This window comes from Burkholderia stagnalis, assembly GCF_902830275.1.
Classification (GTDB): Bacteria; Pseudomonadota; Gammaproteobacteria; order Burkholderiales; family Burkholderiaceae; genus Burkholderia; species Burkholderia stagnalis.
The window spans coordinates 93,615-110,068 of record NZ_CADESW010000013.1 but is presented as its reverse complement, the minus strand read 5'-3'; the positions used below and the strand labels follow the sequence as shown (position 1 = coordinate 110,068).

The window sequence follows — 16,454 nt, the reverse complement described above, 5'->3', positions numbered from 1 at the left end:
GGCGGGCGGCGTTCGTTGCATGCGCAGGTGGATGACGTGCAACTTCCATGCCGATGGCCTCACGCGCGGGGCGCGGGCATCGGGCATCGATTCGCCCGTGCGGCATAGCGGCAGCGCCCTGCTTTTTTTACAAATCGCCAGCAAGTTTGGGGGCGCGCGCGGCAGGCGGCGCCGCCGCGCGTTCGCGCGAGCGGGCACGCGAAGTGCGTATTCGGGGCGCCGCCCCGGCGCGCTGCGCCGATGCGGCGCACACCTTCCATCCACCAACCTGCGTGGCGATCCGGGCGGATGCTCGCGGCGATCGCGCAAGGCAAGCGGGTTCCCCATCCGAGAGGACGACATGGCTTCCCTTCGAACCGTTGTGACTTTGTGCTCGATCGTCACCGCGCTGGCGGCATGCGGCGGCGGCAACGACGTCGGCACCGAGCTTGGCATCTCCCATCCGCAGGCCCGCTTCATCAACGCGGTGCCGGCCGGCCCGAACCTCGACTACTACCTGAACGCGAAAATCGACGCGTCGGGCGTCCCGTACAAGGGGGTGACGCGCTATCACGACGTCGACTCCGGCACGCAGAACGCCAGCTATGACGTGTCGGGCACGACGACGACCGTCGCGGCGCAGACGTTCAGCGCGGCGAACGGGCATCACTACACGACGATCGCGCTGCCCAGCACGCAATCGCCGATCTCGGTGATCGACGATCCGTTCGACAAGGGCCTGCTGTCGGACAAGGCGCGCGTGCGCAGCTTCAACGCGTCGCCGAACGCGCGGGACGTCGACGTGTACGTCGTGGCGCCCGGCACCGACATCACGACGCAGAGCCCGACGCTGTCCGGCGCGGCCTACCAGAACGCATCGCCGGCTACCGGGCAGGATTCCATCTACCTGAGCGGCGGCACGTACCAGGTGATCGTCACGACGGCGGGCAGCAAGACCGCGATCCTGAAGACCGCGCCCGTCAACCTGGCCAACAGCGCGGACTGGCTGCTGGTGACGATTCCGGCGGGCGGTATCGCCGATGTCGTGCCGAACCACATCCACGTGCTGGTCGCGCAAGGCAACGAGGCGGATACGGCCGCGCTGGAGCTCGGGCCGCAATGACGGCGCGATGACGGCTTCCAGGCCGGTGACGGGTGCGCGGATACGGCGCCCGTCGCCGCCTTGAGCATCAGCTGCATCAGCTGCATCAGCTGCATCAGCTGCATCAGCGGCGTCAGCGGCGTCAGCGGAATCAGCGGAATCAGCGGCGTCAGCTGCATAAGCGGAATCAGCGGCGTCAGCTGCATAAGCGGAATCAGCGGAATCAGCGGAATCAGCGGAATCAGCGGAATCAGCGGAATCAGCGGCGTCAGTCGATCCGCTCGAAGCGGATCACGTGCTCCGTGCGCGTGACGTCGCCATGCGCGATCTCGACCACGCCCACGTGGCGGACCTGCCAGCCGGGGCGCGTCGCGATCTGCGGCAGGCTGCCGCCCGGCCGGCTCTCGAAGCCGCCGAGCCCTTCGTCGGGCGTATCGACGCTGTCGTCGAGCGACGCGTTCGAGTAGATCACGTTGTCCTGCCATTCCGACGCGCCATGGCGCGCCTCCATGCCCTTGCCGTCGACGTCGACCGTGTTGTCGGTCGCGGCCATGTTCGCGTTGTCGAGCGTGACGATCCGGCTCGCGGCGCGCCGCACGGGGTCGACGCTGTCGCTCGCGTACGCATCGCGATCGATCGGCGGCAGGCCGGTCGGCGCCTTCGCCGCGACGGCTTCCGCGGACAGCGGCTTGGGCGGGTGCGCGAAGCCGGCCGCCTGGGTCTGCGCGTCCGGCATGTCGGTGCCGGCGGCCGGCGTTTTCACCGGGCTCTGCGCCGCGATCTCCTGCTGCTGCTTCGGTGTGGGGTTCGATTCGCTGTTCTGCATCGTGGCTCCCGGTACGTCGGCCGCGCATGCCGCCCCGTCGCCGACGGCACGGCACGCGCGGCGCGCGAGCGTCAAGTCAATAAACCGTCGCGGGCTGCGCGCCGGGGTTCCGGCTCTCGCCGCTCGACGGCGCGGTGCCGCCCATCGGCGCGTGCGTGTCGTAACGGCTGCTCGCGTCCGTGGTGGGGGCCGGCATCGCGCCGCTCTGCTGCTCGGTCGTGCCGGGGCGCGTGCCGCCATACGGGCCGTTCTGCGTGCATGCGGCCATCCCGCACGTGGCGACGATCGCGCAGGCGATCGCGCACAAGGTTCGATTCGGTTTCATTGGCTTTCCTCCGGAAAGTGACAGCCGGGCGCGTGTCGCGCTTAGAACCGGTTGATATGAAAATCCCCCGCATACGCGGAAGGGCTGCGCCGTGCCATCATTTCGGCGAATTTCGCGGCGATGCGCGCGAGCGCCCCACGCTTGCGCGGGGCGTCCCATCGGTCGAACGACGCGAATGCGTCGCGATCGAACGTGACGGCGACCACGGCGGGATGGCCGTCGATCCGGAAGCCGACACGCAGCGTATCGGCCGGCCGCTCCTCGATATGGAACGGCATGCCCCGGGCGTCGAAATACCCGCCGATCGTCTCGGCCAGCTCGCGCTTGATGCCGGGCGCCACGCGTATGCTCATCGCGCCCCTCCCGGCCGCATCGGGCGGCGGCAGGCGGACGGCGCCGCACGCACCGGCGGTTCGCGGCCGGGCGGTTCTCGTTCGGGCGGCCGGTGCTCCGGCGGGTCGCCCTCCGGGTGCCGATATGGCTCCGGCATGTCGGGCGGCAGGTCGTCGTTCTCGTCGGGCGGCGCCGGGTCCGGTTCGACGTCGGGCAGCGGCGGTTCGGGCCGATGGGACGTCAGCGGGTCAGGTTCCATGCGTCTGTCCTCCTGACGGATATGCCGCAGTGCCGCAACCGGCATGCCAGCCCGGCACGGGCCGTGGCGCCGCGAGCCGGCAGCGGTCATTGAAATAGCTACATCGGCCGGACAAATCTTTCATGCGTCGTATGCGGCCAGCACGAGCCACAGTTCGCGGCCGTCTTCGCGCGCAGGCGCGGCCAGCGCGAAATCGTCCTGTGGCCGGCAGGCTTCCTGCAGCGCACGGCGCGCGGCTTCGGTGTCGCCGAAGCAACGCGCGTCGAGCCGGCGCACCTCCGTCTTGCCCTCGAACATCAGCCGCCCGGGGCGCGCGATCAGCGGCTCGCGCTTCCATGCCTGGAAGCGCTCCTTGACCGTCTCGAATCTGCCGCCGCACACGTTGAGTTCGTAATGCACGCTCGGTGTCTGCTTTTGCGGTGCCATTCCCCCTCCCCTGTCGCCCAACGGGCCATGTGTTGCGGAGGCCGGTCGCCACGCCGACCTCGCGTCGTGACGGTGGCACCCTCCGTGCGGCAATGCGCATACCCATACCGTCATACGGGTACGGCCGTTGCGACAGCAAGCCCATCGTCAGCCAGGAGTCTCGACATGACCCACCCCAAACATTCCGGCCGCGACACGCCGGCCCGCGAGCAGGCCACGCCGCCGCTGAAGGAGCACGACCAGGCACGCACGCGCCATTCGGAGCGGCATATCGACAAAGCGCTCGAGGACACGTTCCCCGCCAGCGATCCGCCGTCGACGGGCGGCGTCACGCGCATCGATCCGTCCAGGCAGAAGAAAAAGTGAGCGCCGCCGCGGCATGCCGCTTGCGGAGGTCGCCCCACACCGATACGAGGAGAGTGCCATGCACCGCGTCAACGCAATCCTGCCGCCGGAGTTTGCTTGGCCGACGGAGCGCGACGACGCCGGCGCATCGCGCGACGTGCTCGCGACCACGCCCGAATGCGTGTCGCAGCCGAAGCAGACGTGACGGCGCGCTCGCACGGCGTGCCCGATCGATCGTTCCAACCGCGCGACACATCGCCCGCTACGGGCCTCGCTCGCGCCATCCAGGAGGACTACCATGCATACCCCCGACCAAGGCCGAACCACGATCATCCGCAAGGGGCGCGAAACGGCCGACGGCCCCGGCCCCGACGTGATGGCCGCCAGCACGCTGGAGGGCGACAAGGTCCTGACGACCGATGGCGACGACGTCGGCAAGATCAAGGAAATCATGCTCGACGTGAGTTCGGGCCGAGTCGCCTACGCGGTGCTGTCGAGCGGCGGCATCCTCGGCATCGGCGACAAGCTGCTCGCGATCCCGTGGAGCGCGCTGACGCTCGATACCGAGCGCAAGTGCTTCCTGCTGTCGGTGTCCTCGGAGCGCATCCGCAGCGCGCCGGGCTTCGACAAGGATCACTGGCCGGCGATGGCCGATCCGCAATGGGCCGGCCCGATCCACCAGTATTACGGCAGCGCGCCTTACTGGGACGTCGGCGACGATCTCGGCCTCGGCCTGCCGGAAGACGACGTGCCGCCGCCCGACTATCGTCCGGATCGCGGCCCCGGCCATCGCTGATCCATCCTTTGCGATTGCATCATCGCGGGCGCCTTGCGGCGCCCTTTTTTTCATGTGTCGCGCGCACCGCAGCCCGCTTTTTTACAAGCCGCGTGTAATGGCCCGTGCGTCGTGCGCGCGCCGCGCCCGTCACGGCGACGGCATGCCGATTGCGCGATCGAGCGCACGACCGAAAGGGAGCCGCAGATGCACGACCAATCGTTCCATGCCGCGCGCGCCGCCGGCGATGCGCAAACCGGCGCCGATCATGCGTAAGCCGCCGAACGACCCGCACGACGCTCCCGCCACGCTCGACGCGTGCCGGCGCTGCCCGCTGTGGGAGCACGCGACGCAGGCCGTCCCCGGCGTGGGCCCTCGCGATGCGCGCATCATGCTGATCGGCGAACAGCCGGGCGACCGCGAGGATCGCGCCGGCGAGCCGTTCGTCGGCGCCGCGGGCCACGTGCTCGATCGCGCGCTCGAGGATGCGGGGTTGTCGCGCGCGTCGGTCTACCTGACGAACGCGGTGAAGCACTTCAAATGGGAACCGCGCGGCAAGCGCCGGCTGCACAAGACCCCCGCTCAGCGCGAGGTCGACGCATGCGGCTATTGGCTCGACCGCGAGATCGACGCCGTCCGGCCCGAGGTGATCGTCGCGCTCGGCGTGACCGCGCTGCGCGCGGTGCTGCACGACCACGACGCGACGCTGCGCGGCGCCACGGCCACGCTGCAGACCGCCGACGGCTACGCGGTGGTTGCCACCTACCACCCGTCCTACGTGCTGCGCACGCGCGGCGCCGATGCGCGCGAGCACGCGTATCGCGTGCTCGTCGATGCGCTGCGGACGGCGGCCGGCCTCGCGCATGCTGACCGTCAGCGCGCCCATGCCGCCCGATGATGGGTCGATGACCGATGGGCGCACGCGTGCCCGGCGCGATCGCGGCGTGCGGCGGCGCGGCCGTGGTATCGGCGGCTCGGCCCCGGCCTGCTCGCCGGCGCATCGGACGACGACCCGAGCGGCACTGCCGTGTACGCGCAGGCCGGCAGCCGGTACGGCTTCCACCTGCTGTGGCTGCCGGTGGTCGTGCTGCCGATGATGGTCGAGGTTCAGCTCGCCGCCGCCTGTGTCGGGGTGCCGGACACGGCCGCTATCGCGAGGGCGTCGTCGCGGCGATCCGGCGGCACTACGCGGCACGGTTCGCGAAGACGCTGATCGCGCCGGTCGTGGTCGTCAACGTGATCCGCGCGCTGTACTGGAGCGCGCGGTGCTCAACGGCGTGGCGGCGGTTCCTGCTGGATTTACGCTTTGGCCGCGGCTGCGCTGCCCCGTAGCGAGAGCGTGAGCACCATCACACGCTGACGTTGAGCGCCGGGATTCCGGTCGCGTGAGGTTGACCTGCCCAAGGCGTCTATGTGCTTTCCCCACTGCCGCTGCCGGGCATCCTCGTGCTCCGGCGACGCGTGCCGCTCGGATGAAGCACGTCGAGGAACGTTCTGCCCTCGTCGGTCAGGTACGCGCGCCGTCCGCCTGCGGCGCACTGTTCCAGTGTCACCAGTTGGCGTTCGAGCAGCGCATCGAGCTCGGCGCGATTCATGTCGAGCTGGTCCGGCGCTTGGCGAACCAGCATCAGGGTCGCAAATTCGTGTGGACTGAGCATGTCCGTCTCCCGTGAAACTGGGCCCCGAATGCAGGGGAACGATGCAGAAAAACGAGCCGCGACGATGGAGCGTGCCGCCTGAAATCTGCCCGCCATCGTTGCACTTTGCGTGCTTGCCTTAGCTGTATTAGCCGATATCGATCGTCCGACTGGTGGGCCGCGCCGGCTCCGTCTTCGGCACGGTCAGCGTGAGTACGCCGTTGTCGAACTTTGCCAAGGTGTGATCGGGGTCGGCGTTTTCCGGCATCAGGATCGTGCGCATGAAGCTTCCATGAGCACGCTCCAGCCGGTAGCAGCCGTTTTCCTCGCTTTGCACATCCTGCTTTTTCTCTCCGCGCAGCACGATTGCCCCATCCTCGACGCTCACCTTCAGATCTTCGCGCTCCATTCCGGGCAGCTCGGCGGTCACGCGCAGCACCGGCCCTTCGTCGACGACGTCGATGCGCGGCTGGAAGCGCGATGAACTGAAGTCGCCGAACCATCGTTCGAGCGCGCCACGGCCTGCAAACGGGTCATGAAAGTACTCCTCCACTGCACGCCACGGGTCGCGCGAGAACAGTCGCGGGATGTCCGCCCACGAGGATCGCCACGGTTCGCTTGTCGGCGGGCTTTCCGGGCCTTCTGCGTCCGGCTTGCGGGCAGTTCCCCGCAGAAACTTGAAGGGATTCCACTTTCTCAAATCGGTATTCATGGCGTCCTCCGATTCAGCTTCGATCTGTTTTGTTTCGCGTGTGGCGGCCGGCCCATCCGGAGAGCGTGCGTGCGCCGAGTCTCAACGCGCCGCGCTTGTGCAACGCTCGCCGAAACACGGCAGGTGCGCGATCGCCGCCACCCGTGCTCCCGACCGCCGATCGTTGCCCACAGGTCAAGTGGTCTTGACTTCAATGCGCCGTGGGCGCGCCTCGTCGCGGCGTGGGATCGTCAGCTTCAGCACCCCGTCCTGCAGGCTCGCCTCGATCTTCGACGTATCGAAGTCCGGCGACAGCGTGAACGTCCGGGCGAAGTGCGGTTCGCGGACTTCGGCATGCTGCACACGCAGGTTTGCCGGCGTCGGCACCACCGCCTCGGCCTCGATCGCGAGGCTGCTGTCGTGAACCTTGACGTCCAGCTTGTCCTTCGTCACGCCGGGCAGATCGGCCCACAGCGTGACGCCGTGGCTGTCCTCGTATATGTCGACGGCCGGGACGAGCGTGATCCGGCGCGCGGGCTCATCGGTATCGCGACGGGCTACGGTGGACGGGTCGCGTTCAGTAAGTTGGGTCATGTCGTTCATGATCGGCTCCTCGAGTTACTGGACAGTGATGGCGCGCGGCTTGGACGACTCGCGCTTGCCGACGCTGATCGACAGGCAGCCATTTTCGTAACGCGCCTGGACCTTGTCGGGATCGGCGGTGTCGGGCAGCTCGATGACGCGCCGGAAGGCACCGACGAAGCGCTCCTGCGCATACGTACGCGTCTCGCCTCCAGTGTCGGGTCGCGTCGATTTGCGCTCGCCGCTGATGGTCAGCAAGCCCTTGTCGATCGATACGTCGAGTTCGGTGGCCTTGATGCCCGGGGCGAAGGCAACGATCTCGATCGACGCGTCGGTCGCGCCGATGTTGATCTGCGGAAACGCGCCGAGCCGGCCGGCGCGAATGCTGGACGGGAAACCGCCGAAGAGTTGCGCCATCTGCTGCTGCAGGCGGTCGAACTCGCTGAAGAGGTCGGTTCCGAAGTAAAGATCGCTCATGATCGTATCCTCCTCGATGGCAACCGGGAGGCGAACGGGCCTACGCGCTCCAGTTCGCCTGCCGGACGCCGGCAAACAAATCGAAACACGCAGCGCGCGGAATGGAACGGCCCGCGCGTCTGCCTGAGCGAACATCAGGATAGGATCTCTGCCGAAAATTTCAAGGGGGGCGGTGGCGGATTTCCTGCGGAACACGTTTTGCGCGACAGAGAGCCGGAACGATCCGCCGCCGGGCCGCCAGGCGACCGCGCACACCGACAACCGCCATCGAGGCCATCACATGTATCGGGTACCGTTATCGGTCTTGAGGCCGACCCAAATTACGATCGGCATGGACTACGTGCATGCCAAGGCGCTCATCACCGCCCGCTACAGCGGCACCCGGCTCAAGCGGTTCATGCGCGATCACGCGCTCCACGTCGTCGTCGGTCCGCACAACGCGCTTTATGTCGTCGATCATCATCACTGGGCGCGCGCGTGGCTGGATCTGGGTTACTTCGATGCGCCGGTTACCGTCGTCGCCGACTGGCACCACCTCGGGCCTCGGCGCTTCTGGAAAAAAATGCAGGCGAGGCGCTGGGTGCATCCTTTTGACGAGCATGGCAGGCGACGCAGCATCGATCACCTGCCATCGACGATCACCGGTCTGGTCGATGACCCCTATCACAGCCTGGCGGCGTTTTCCCGGCGCGCAGGCGCGTACCGCAAGCCGACGCGCGCGTTCGTCAGCTTCGTGTGGTCGGAGTTCTTGCGGCAGCATGTGGCTGCGCCCGACAAGGAAGCGGGGTCGTTCTCTTTGGCGTTGCTCAGGGCGATCAAGATTTCCCGCAGCAAATTGGCCGAAGGCATGCCGGGCTATCTTGGCGACAAGCTGCCGTGACCGGTGTCGCGACCGGGCCGGGATCGACGAACGTGAGGGCTTCCCGGCCAGCGCGGCGCCGGCATGGAGCCCACGCCGGCGCCGGCACGCGCAGGGCGTTGTGAGTGAACATGGAATCTCCTTCAAGAAGCCGCGTTCCGGATGGGCAGGAAACGCACCCATGGCAAGGACACGGACGCACATCGGACGCCATTGCCGTGTACACAGCCGATATCGACATACGCGCATGGCAGCCCTGCCCCGCATCGGCGTCGCGGGCGGCGTCCAGTGTCGAATTTTCAAAGGCTTGTCACAACGCATACCCCTATCGCGCACCAGCCTGGATCTGGGTCGCAAAGTTTCCCGGGTCCACACAGGCGATCGACGCAATGACCGCCGGACCGACGAACAGAAACGCCGCGGCCGTGCCTCGACGCCCGCCGGACAGCGTGTCCCGGATTGCCGGCGTTGTCTGGTCGGTGAGAGAAATTCGCGCCATCGGTTCGTGTGTTCAGTTTCGGATCGCGGCACCTGCGTGCAATCGCATCGGCCGCCGCAGCTTCAATATGGGAACATGCCGTGCGTGATTTCCGTTGCCCGATGTCGGGCGTCAACCGGAGAATCACCATGAACACCCAGCGGTCTGGTCACAAGGACGAAACCCAGCGCGACAAGAAAACGACGGAGCGCAGCCCGCATAGCGGGCAGAAGGACGAAGGCAGCCGCAGCAAGCACGAAGCTCGACAGGAGCCGAAGGAACAAAACCGGCCCACCGAACGGCGCTCGTGAGCGGCGATACGAAGCGGGTCGCGTTGCCTGGCACGATGGACCGGCGGCAACTTGATGTCGGCCCACGGCCGCGGCTCAGGCGACCCGCATCACCGGCTTCACGCAACCGTCCCCGCGCGTGCGGCAGCGCTCGTACAGCGCGGGGCCGTCCTCGAGCCGCCCGCGATCGGTGATGACGAACGCGGGATCGATCTGCCCGTTGCGGATGCGCGCGAGCAGGTCGTCCGTCCAGCGGTTCACGTGCGTCTGGCCGCCGCGCATCGTGAGGCCCTTGTTGACGAACGCGCCGAGCGGCACGTGGTCGACGAGCCCGCCGTACAGCCCCGCGATCGACACCACGCCGCCGGGGCGGCACGTGTAGATCATCTCGCGCAGCACGTGCGGCTGGTCGAGGCCCGGCACGATGGTTTCCTTGAAGCGATCGAGCGTCGCGTCGACCGCATCGGCCGCGTGCGCCTCGAGGCCGACGGCGTCGATGCACTTGTCGGGCCCGCGGCCGCAGGTGTGCTCGGTGAGCGTGTCCGACACGCTCAGGCGCGTGAAATCGACGGCCGTGGCACCAAGCTCGCGGGCGAGATCGAGGCGCGCCGGCACGCAGTCGATCACGATCACCTCCCCTGCGCCGAGCAGCCGCGCGGCAAGCGCCGCGTAGAGCCCGACCGGCCCGGCGCCCCAGATCGCGACCACGTCGTTCGGCTGGATCGCGCACTGCGCCGCGGCTTGCCAGCCGGTCGGCAGCGTGTCGCCGAGCGGCAGTGCGCGCTCGTCGTCGACGTCGTCCGGAATGCGCACCGGGCCGACGTCGGCGAACGGCACGCGCACATATTCCGCCTGCCCGCCCGGATAGCTGCCGGCCAGGTGGCCGGAGCCGAACAGGCCGCCGGTCGCCTGGCCGTAGACCCGCTCGACGAACGCGCGATTCGGGTTCGACGTCTCGCAGCACGCGAAATTGCCGTGCCGGCACTGATGGCACATGCCGCACGCGATCGTGAACGGCACCGACACGCGATCGCCGACCCGCAGGCGCCGGTTCTCATGACCGACCTCGACGACCTCGCCGAGAAATTCGCGGCCGAGGATCGTCCCGTCGTTCACGCCGGGCATGACCGCGTCGTACAGATGCAGATCGGCCCCGCCGATGCTGCAAAGCGTGACCTTCACGATCGCGTCGCGCGGATCCACGATCGTCGGATCGGCAACGCGCTCATGGCGCACCGCATGCTTGCCGTGCCAGCACAATGCCATCATGTCGTTCTCCTTGACTCAGCGGAACCGCGGCGCCGCGCACGCGCACGCGCCGGCGGCGATCACGTCATCTTGCCGCGTGCCCGCTCGGCCCGCGCGGCTTCGGCCGCGGAGCCGACCTTGCGCACTTCCTCGGGCGGCGGCAGCACGGCCTTGAAGCCCATCGACGCGATCCACATCTCGCGCGCCCAGCCGCGCGTGTGATAGAGGTGATGATCCTCGTCGGGCTCGACCTCGTCGTGCGCGTCCTTCAGCAGCTTCGCGGCGTCGCCGGACAACTGCTCGGCCGCATAGCCGATCAGTTCCCAGTTCAGGTGATCCTTGGTCTCGGCCAGCACCACGCATTCGGCCGCGACGATCTGCGCGGCGGCCGGCTCGGCCTGCTGCTTCGCCGTCTCGATCGTCTTCACGAGCGCGTGCCCGATCGACGAGACGGCCTTGCGTCCGGGCGTCTGCTCGTCGGGATCGAGCCCGAGCGCGTCGAAGATCCCGCGCAGCACTTCCTGGTGCCGCAGCGTCTCCTTGCGATACTTCTGCCACTCTTTGCGCAGGTCTTCGTCCGTCGCGCACGCGAGCGCGGCGTCGTAGAGCTTCTCGCCGCCAAGCTCGGTTTCGAGCGCCTGGCAGAGCAGCTCGCGAATGTCCGCGTGTTTCGGTTGCCGGTGGGCCATGACTGTCTCCTGAAAAACGGGCCGCGTGCGCGGCCCTCGGGGTTGAACGGCGCGCGCTATTGCGCGCCGACCTTGCGGGCAAGCGCCTGCGCCATCGTCAGGTGATGCCTGAGCGTCGGCAGCGTCGCCTGCGCGAATGCGCGCAGGCCGGCGTCGTGGCCGCCGCGCGCCTCGTCCTCGAACAGCCGCACCGCGTTTTGATGCGCGTTGGGGCCGGCCGCGGCGACGTACGCGGCATCGAAGTCGCGGCCGCGCTTGTCGCGCAGCGCCTCGACGTCCGGATCGACGCGCCGCGCCGACGGCTCGGCAGCGCCGTCGCGCGCCGCGAGCTGCCGCAGGCGTTCGTTCGCCTTGCCGTGATCGTCGATCATGTGTTGCGCGAACGCGCGCACGTCGGGCGACGTCGATTTCTCGAGCGCGAGCCGGCTGGCTTCCACCTCGCTCTTGCCGGCAAGCTCGGCCTTGTCGACGAAGTCGGCGTCCATGCCCCGCGCGCGCGCGGCATCGCGCGTGTCGCCGGCGTCCGGCGCCGGCTTGACCAGCTCGGGCGGCGTGCGGGGATTCGTCGCCGCGGGCTCGCTCGGCGTTTGCGCGTGCACGGCGGCCGCGAGGCCCAGTGCACCGGCGGCCAGCGCCGCGATGATCCGGATGTTCGGTTCCATGTGTCCTCTCCTGATACGGGCGGCCGCCTTCAGCCGCCGACGATCGACCCGCCGTTCGGATGCAGCGTCTGGCCGGTCATGTAGCTCGCGCCGTCGGACGCGAGCAGCACGTAGCAGCCGATCAACTCGTCCGGCTGCCCCGGGCGCTCGAGCGGCACCTTCTTGCCGAAGTGCGCGACCTGGTCGGCCGTGAACGTCGACGGAATCAGCGGCGTCCAGATCGGCCCCGGCGCGACCGCGTTGACGCGGATGTCCCGCCCGGCCAGCGACAGCGCGAGCGAGCGCGTGAACGACACGATCGCGCCCTTGGTCGCCGAGTAGTCGAGCAGCGTCGGGTTGCCGTGGTAGGCCGTGACCGACGCGGTGTTGACGATGTGGCCGCCGTGCGCCATATGCGGCAGCGCGGCCTGCACGCAGAACACCATGCCGAACACGTTGGTGCGGAAGGTGCGCACGAGCTGGTCCTCCGTGATCGCGTCGATGTCGGGCTGCGGATGCTGCTCGCCCGCGTTGTTCACCAGCACGTCGAGCCGGCCGAGCCGCTCGACGGTGCGCGCCACCGCGCCCCGCGCCTGCTCGCGCACGCCGATGTCGCACGCGATCGCCTCGCAGCGCCGCCCGGCCGCCTCGATCAGGCGCTTCGTATGCGCGGCGTCGTCCGATTCGTTCAGATAGACGATCGCGACGTCCGCGCCTTCCTTCGCGAAGCCGATCGCCACCGCGCGGCCGATGCCGCTGTCGCCGCCCGTGACGAGCGCCACCTTGCCGGCGAGCTTGCCGCTGCCGACGTAGGCCTCGGCCTCGTCGCTCGGTTTCGGCCGCATCTCGCGCTCGACGCCGGGCCGGCTCGATTGGGTCTGCGGTGGGACGGTGCGGGTTTCGGTCATGTCGTTTCTCCGGTTGAATGCAACGGCGCGGCCCCGCTCACGCGGGCCGCTTCGGCGCATCGCCAGGGCGGCGGGCCGGATCGAAATCGCACCATCGTCCGTCCTGCCAGTCACCGTCGATGCGCTCGATCGAGGTCGCGCCGCTCGCGCGCAGCACGGCTTCCGCCGTCTCCGCCGACGCTTCGGTGACGTGCGCGGCGAGCATCACGCCGCCGTCGCCGCTCTCGAACGGCCCGGCGCCTTCCTCCGCGCGCTCGCGGATCCCGCCGAGCGCACCGCCCAGCGCGCCGACGCAGGCGCCGGCGAGCGCGGCGATCGCGGGCACCAGACCGTCGCGCCAGCCGAGCGCGTAGACGCCGAGCCCGACCATGCCGCCCGCCAGCAGCCCGCGCAACGCGCCGGCCATCGCGCCGCGGCCGCCCGGCCGCCCGGCGGCATCCGCATATTCGTCGCCGTCGATCGGAAAGCGCGCATGGCGGCCGCGAGGATTCAGGAAAAAGATCGATACGTCGTCCTGGCCGAACGCGCGGTCGTACAGGCAGCGTGCGCTGCCCTGCGCGTCGTCGAACGTCGCGAAACGGCCTGCCACGATCATCGCCATGCCCGCCTCCTCGTGACGGCCCGCCGCGGCAGCGCGGCGGGCGCCGGCCTCAACCGAGCCGGCCGACTTCCTTCGACACCGATGCCGGCGTGTCGTACTCGCGATCGGGAATGCGCTTGAGCATGTCGACCACGTGGCTGTCCGCGTGCGAGCGCTCGGCGCACTTGACGACGTCGGCCTTGCTCGCCGGATAGTCCATGCCCTTCAGCGCCTTCTGCACGTCGACGGGGCTCGGCGACTTGCCGTGGCCGGCCTGGCGGCCGCCCTTGTCGGGGTCCTGCTGCGAGCGGTCGCCTTCGTGCGCGCGCGTGCGGCTCGTTTCATGGCCTGTATGGTGACGGGATGTCATAGCCTGCCTCCTTCGATGGTGGATTGACGTTCAGGATGCCGCCCGCCGTGCGCGGGCAAATGCGGTGACGACGAGCGCCGCGGCGGTCAGCGCGATCGCGCCGGCGACCTTCGGCCGTTGCACGACGGTGTTGTACGCGCAGCCGCGCAGCACGACGCCGTCCATCCCCTCGCGCTCCTGCAGCGCGCGGCCCGGCTCGTACAGCGCGTTGTCGTCGCGCGGCCGCGCGGGCCGCACCGTGCGCTGGCCGCGCGAGAACAGCGTCGCCGCGACGCGATCGAACAGCCGTGGCGCGTGGTATGCGCTCGCGGACGCGAACTTCGCGGCGCCGCCGACGAACAGCGCGCGGCGCGGATGCGCGGCCGCGAACAGGATCGCGTCCGCCGCGATGTCCGGGTCGTAGATCGGCGGCGCCAGCTTTGCCTCGACGTTCATGTAGTTCTTCGCGTGCATCACGAGCATCGTGTCGATCGCGGCCGGCTTGATCAGCGTGACGGACACCGGCAGGTGGTCGGCCTCCAGCTCGAGCCGCAGCGAATCGGTGAACCCTTTCACCGCGTGCTTCGATGCGACGTACGCGCTTTGCAGCGGCACCGGCGCGTCGGACGCCTCGCTGCCGAGGTTGATGATCGCGCCGCCGTGGAAGTCGCTCTTGCGCCGGAAGTGATCGACCGCGACGAGCGAACCGTGCACCACGCCCCAGTAGTTGGTGTCGAACAGCTTGCGCTGATCCTCGAGCGGCACCGCGCTCGACGTGCCGAAGATCGACACGCCGGCGTTGTTGATCCACGTATCGAAGCCGCCATAGGTTTCGACCGCCTGCGCCGCGACGCGCTGCACGTCCTCGTAGTTGCCGACGTCCGCGACCACCGGCACCGCGAGGCCGCCGTGCGCGCGGATTTCCTCGCACAGCGTGTCCAGCGCCTCCCTGTTGCGCGCCGCGAGCACCAGCTTGGCGCCCTGCTTCGCGGCCTTGCGCGCGGTGACGAGGCCGATACCGCTGGACGCGCCGGTGATCACGATCGTCTGTTCGCCGACCGGTTTCAGCATGCGATTCATGGATGCCCTCCTGGTGCGGCGCCGCCGTTTTACTTCGCACGGAGCGTGAGCTGGTCGCGCACGGAATGCACGCCTTCGAGCTGCTTCACGGCGTCGACGGCCAGCGTGCGCTGCTGCTCGTCCGGCACGCTGCCGGTCAGCGTGACGACGCCGCCCCGCGTCTTCACGTGGATATCGCCGGACGACAGATCCTTCGTGCCGATGAGTGCCGCCTTCGCCTTGGTCGTGATCGTCGCGTCGTGGATCTTCGTGCCGGTCGACGTGTGCATCGTCGATCCGCTGTCGTCGCCGGCCGCCATCACGCCCGGCGCGGCGCCGGCGCAGAACGCGGCCGCGGCGATCGCGGCGGTCGCGCCGAGACGCTTGGCCGGATGGCGCTTCAGCCATTCTTTCCACGCTTGCAATTGTCTTGCGTTCATCGTGACCTCCTTTCGTCAAGCCGGCATTGCGCCGGACATGCTGGCTGTCGCAAGGCGCGTACCGCGCGCCGGGCTTGCCGGGCGGCCTTGTCCACCGCGCCGGCCACGGCCGCCGGGCGTGCTTTCATCCAACGCGTTGTAATTTTTGCGTCGCGTCGAGATGCGTTGCGCGCATGGATCGACGGGTACATCGCTTGCGGGGTCGGCGCGCACGAAGCCCACATCGCGCGGTTCCGATCGACGGAGCAACCCTCATGCAAAGAATCGCGTTGATCAGCGACCATGCGTCGCCGCTGGGCGTGATCGGTGGCGTGGATGCCGGCGGGCAGAACATCTACGTGGCCCACGTCGCGAAGCAACTGGCGGAGCGCGGGCTCGACGTCGACGTCTACACCCGCCGCGACGATCCGCACCTGCCCGACGTCGTGCCGATCGGCGCGCGGATCCGCGTGATCCACGTCCCCGCCGGGCTGCCCGTCGAGGCGCCGCAGGAACGGCCGCTGCCGTACATGGGCGCGTTCGCGGACGACGTGATCGCCCGGCTGCGGCGCGAAGCCGCGACGATCGACCTGATGCACGCGAATTTCTTCATCTCGGGCGACGTCGCGCTGCGCGTGAAGCGGCGGCTCGGCATTCCGTTGGTCGTCACGTTCCATGCGCTCGGGCGCGTCAGGCGGCTGCACCAGGGCGCGGCCGACGGCTCCCCGACGCGCGCGTCACGATCGAGGACACGCTCGCGCGACGCGCCGACCTGCTGATTGCCGAGTGCCCGCAGGACGCGGACGATCTGCGCACGCTGTATCGCGCGGACGCGAAGCGGATCGCCATCGTCCCGTGCGGCTTCGATGCGGACGAATTCCGGCCGGTGGCGCGCGCCGCGGCGCGCGCACGGCTCGGCTGGCCCGACGACGCGTTCGTGGTGCTGCAGCTCGGCCGCCTCGTGCCGCGCAAGGGCATCGACACCGTGATCGACGCGCTCGCGCGGATGCCGCCCGACCCGCGGCGTCCGGCCCGCCTCTACGTGGTGGGCGGCAGCCAGTACGCGCCCGATCCCGCGCGCTATTTCGTCCAGCAGCAGGCGAACCGCCGCGCGCGCGGCGGCGAGCCGATGCGCGGCGCGCCCGTTGCGTCGCCCGTGCTCGCGCAGCTCGGCCTG

Annotated in this window: 24 protein-coding genes and 3 pseudogenes; 9 read left to right on the top strand and 18 right to left on the bottom strand. The window is 69.1% G+C overall.

Going from position 1 to position 16,454, the window contains the following annotated elements:
• Positions 1-340 precede the first annotated feature (340 nt).
• The gene (locus HWY45_RS22185) at positions 341-1,102 is read left to right on the top strand and encodes a DUF4397 domain-containing protein (protein WP_059880514.1); all 762 of its coding nucleotides are present in this window, start codon (positions 341-343) and stop codon (positions 1,100-1,102) included.
• Between the two features lie 247 nt (positions 1,103-1,349).
• Here HWY45_RS22185 and HWY45_RS22180 read toward each other — a convergent pair whose 3' ends face one another.
• The 5 genes from HWY45_RS22180 to HWY45_RS22160 form a co-directional block, all read right to left on the bottom strand.
• Positions 1,350-1,907, bottom strand: coding sequence for a DUF3005 domain-containing protein (locus tag HWY45_RS22180; protein WP_059880703.1), 558 nt, complete (start codon positions 1,905-1,907; stop codon positions 1,350-1,352).
• 76 nt (positions 1,908-1,983) lie between these two features.
• Entirely contained in the window at positions 1,984-2,232 is a 249-nt protein-coding gene (locus tag HWY45_RS22175; RefSeq protein WP_150998901.1) for a hypothetical protein, read from the bottom strand.
• A gap of 41 nt (positions 2,233-2,273) precedes the next feature.
• On the bottom strand, positions 2,274-2,585 hold the full coding sequence (locus HWY45_RS22170) for a hypothetical protein (RefSeq protein ID WP_059806101.1): 312 nt from the start codon (positions 2,583-2,585) through the stop codon (positions 2,274-2,276).
• Entirely contained in the window at positions 2,582-2,824 is a 243-nt protein-coding gene (locus HWY45_RS22165; RefSeq protein WP_059806105.1) for a hypothetical protein, read from the bottom strand. Before HWY45_RS22165 ends, HWY45_RS22170 begins: the two co-directional genes overlap by 4 nt.
• A gap of 120 nt (positions 2,825-2,944) precedes the next feature.
• Positions 2,945-3,250, bottom strand: coding sequence for a hypothetical protein (locus HWY45_RS22160; protein WP_059880521.1), 306 nt, complete (start codon positions 3,248-3,250; stop codon positions 2,945-2,947).
• Between the two features lie 165 nt (positions 3,251-3,415).
• Between HWY45_RS22160 and HWY45_RS22155 the strand changes: the two genes are divergently transcribed.
• The 5 genes and pseudogenes from HWY45_RS22155 to HWY45_RS36920 all read left to right on the top strand — a co-directional run.
• Positions 3,416-3,616 carry a hypothetical protein gene (locus HWY45_RS22155; protein WP_059557402.1) on the top strand — a complete coding sequence of 67 codons (201 nt, stop codon included), beginning with the start codon at positions 3,416-3,418 and terminating at the stop codon, positions 3,614-3,616.
• Positions 3,617-3,674: 58 nt separating this feature from the next.
• Positions 3,675-3,800, top strand: coding sequence for a hypothetical protein (locus HWY45_RS37175; protein WP_257785953.1), 126 nt, complete (start codon positions 3,675-3,677; stop codon positions 3,798-3,800).
• Positions 3,801-3,893: 93 nt separating this feature from the next.
• A complete protein-coding gene (locus tag HWY45_RS22150; RefSeq protein ID WP_059880524.1) occupies positions 3,894-4,391 on the top strand; it encodes a PRC-barrel domain-containing protein in 498 nt (165 codons plus the stop codon).
• Between the two features lie 247 nt (positions 4,392-4,638).
• On the top strand, positions 4,639-5,268 hold the full coding sequence (locus HWY45_RS22145; RefSeq protein WP_330993980.1) for a UdgX family uracil-DNA binding protein: 630 nt from the start codon (positions 4,639-4,641) through the stop codon (positions 5,266-5,268).
• Between the two features lie 42 nt (positions 5,269-5,310).
• Positions 5,311-5,609, top strand: a pseudogene (locus HWY45_RS36920) (divalent metal cation transporter); the annotation flags it as partial.
• A 170-nt stretch (positions 5,610-5,779) separates the two neighbouring features.
• Here HWY45_RS36920 and HWY45_RS22140 read toward each other — a convergent pair.
• From HWY45_RS22140 to HWY45_RS22125, 4 genes are all read right to left on the bottom strand, one after another.
• Complete coding sequence (locus HWY45_RS22140) at positions 5,780-6,028, bottom strand: hypothetical protein (RefSeq protein ID WP_060293849.1); 249 nt, start codon at positions 6,026-6,028, stop codon at positions 5,780-5,782.
• Positions 6,029-6,155: 127 nt separating this feature from the next.
• Entirely contained in the window at positions 6,156-6,719 is a 564-nt protein-coding gene (locus HWY45_RS22135) for an Hsp20/alpha crystallin family protein (protein WP_059880533.1), read from the bottom strand.
• Positions 6,720-6,893: 174 nt separating this feature from the next.
• Positions 6,894-7,301: an Hsp20/alpha crystallin family protein gene (locus HWY45_RS22130; RefSeq protein ID WP_059806120.1), complete on the bottom strand. Its 408-nt coding sequence runs from the start codon at positions 7,299-7,301 to the stop codon at positions 6,894-6,896.
• Positions 7,302-7,316: 15 nt separating this feature from the next.
• Positions 7,317-7,757 carry an Hsp20/alpha crystallin family protein gene (locus HWY45_RS22125; RefSeq protein ID WP_059880535.1) on the bottom strand — a complete coding sequence of 147 codons (441 nt, stop codon included), beginning with the start codon at positions 7,755-7,757 and terminating at the stop codon, positions 7,317-7,319.
• A 280-nt stretch (positions 7,758-8,037) separates the two neighbouring features.
• Here HWY45_RS22125 and HWY45_RS22120 point away from each other — a divergent pair, with 280 nt between their 5' ends.
• Positions 8,038-8,637 (top strand): ParB-like protein, encoded by a 600-nt coding sequence (locus HWY45_RS22120; protein ID WP_063895629.1) that lies wholly within the window; start codon positions 8,038-8,040, stop codon positions 8,635-8,637.
• 310 nt (positions 8,638-8,947) lie between these two features.
• On the opposite strand, the pseudogene HWY45_RS36915 reads toward HWY45_RS22120, so the two are convergent.
• Positions 8,948-9,115 (bottom strand): annotated as a pseudogene (locus HWY45_RS36915) (Nramp family divalent metal transporter); the annotation flags it as partial.
• Positions 9,116-9,243: 128 nt separating this feature from the next.
• On the opposite strand from HWY45_RS36915, the gene HWY45_RS22115 reads away from it, so the two are divergent.
• The gene (locus tag HWY45_RS22115; RefSeq protein ID WP_155631921.1) at positions 9,244-9,405 is read left to right on the top strand and encodes a hypothetical protein; all 162 of its coding nucleotides are present in this window, start codon (positions 9,244-9,246) and stop codon (positions 9,403-9,405) included.
• 75 nt (positions 9,406-9,480) lie between these two features.
• Here the strand turns inward: HWY45_RS22115 and HWY45_RS22110 are convergent, their stop codons facing one another.
• From HWY45_RS22110 to HWY45_RS22075, 8 genes are read right to left on the bottom strand one after another with little or no spacing between them, the layout of a single operon-like run.
• Complete coding sequence (locus HWY45_RS22110; protein WP_059880541.1) at positions 9,481-10,653, bottom strand: alcohol dehydrogenase catalytic domain-containing protein; 1,173 nt, start codon at positions 10,651-10,653, stop codon at positions 9,481-9,483.
• 59 nt (positions 10,654-10,712) lie between these two features.
• Positions 10,713-11,321, bottom strand: a complete 609-nt coding sequence (locus HWY45_RS22105) for a ferritin-like domain-containing protein (RefSeq protein WP_059880544.1) — start codon at positions 11,319-11,321, stop codon at positions 10,713-10,715.
• A gap of 56 nt (positions 11,322-11,377) precedes the next feature.
• Complete coding sequence (locus HWY45_RS22100) at positions 11,378-11,983, bottom strand: DUF4142 domain-containing protein (RefSeq protein WP_059880547.1); 606 nt, start codon at positions 11,981-11,983, stop codon at positions 11,378-11,380.
• A gap of 29 nt (positions 11,984-12,012) precedes the next feature.
• Positions 12,013-12,870, bottom strand: coding sequence for a glucose 1-dehydrogenase (locus HWY45_RS22095; protein ID WP_059880550.1), 858 nt, complete (start codon positions 12,868-12,870; stop codon positions 12,013-12,015).
• Between the two features lie 37 nt (positions 12,871-12,907).
• Positions 12,908-13,471, bottom strand: a complete 564-nt coding sequence (locus tag HWY45_RS22090) for a hypothetical protein (RefSeq protein WP_059880552.1) — start codon at positions 13,469-13,471, stop codon at positions 12,908-12,910.
• Positions 13,472-13,520: 49 nt separating this feature from the next.
• Entirely contained in the window at positions 13,521-13,820 is a 300-nt protein-coding gene (locus tag HWY45_RS22085) for a DUF2795 domain-containing protein (protein ID WP_059806149.1), read from the bottom strand.
• A 30-nt stretch (positions 13,821-13,850) separates the two neighbouring features.
• The gene (locus HWY45_RS22080; protein ID WP_059557373.1) at positions 13,851-14,879 is read right to left on the bottom strand and encodes an SDR family oxidoreductase; all 1,029 of its coding nucleotides are present in this window, start codon (positions 14,877-14,879) and stop codon (positions 13,851-13,853) included.
• Between the two features lie 29 nt (positions 14,880-14,908).
• Positions 14,909-15,298 carry a BON domain-containing protein gene (locus tag HWY45_RS22075; RefSeq protein ID WP_059806152.1) on the bottom strand — a complete coding sequence of 130 codons (390 nt, stop codon included), beginning with the start codon at positions 15,296-15,298 and terminating at the stop codon, positions 14,909-14,911.
• Between the two features lie 254 nt (positions 15,299-15,552).
• On the opposite strand from HWY45_RS22075, the pseudogene HWY45_RS22070 reads away from it, so the two are divergent.
• Positions 15,553-16,358 (top strand): annotated as a pseudogene (locus tag HWY45_RS22070) (glycosyltransferase); the annotation flags it as partial.
• Between the last annotated feature and the right edge of the window lie 96 nt (positions 16,359-16,454).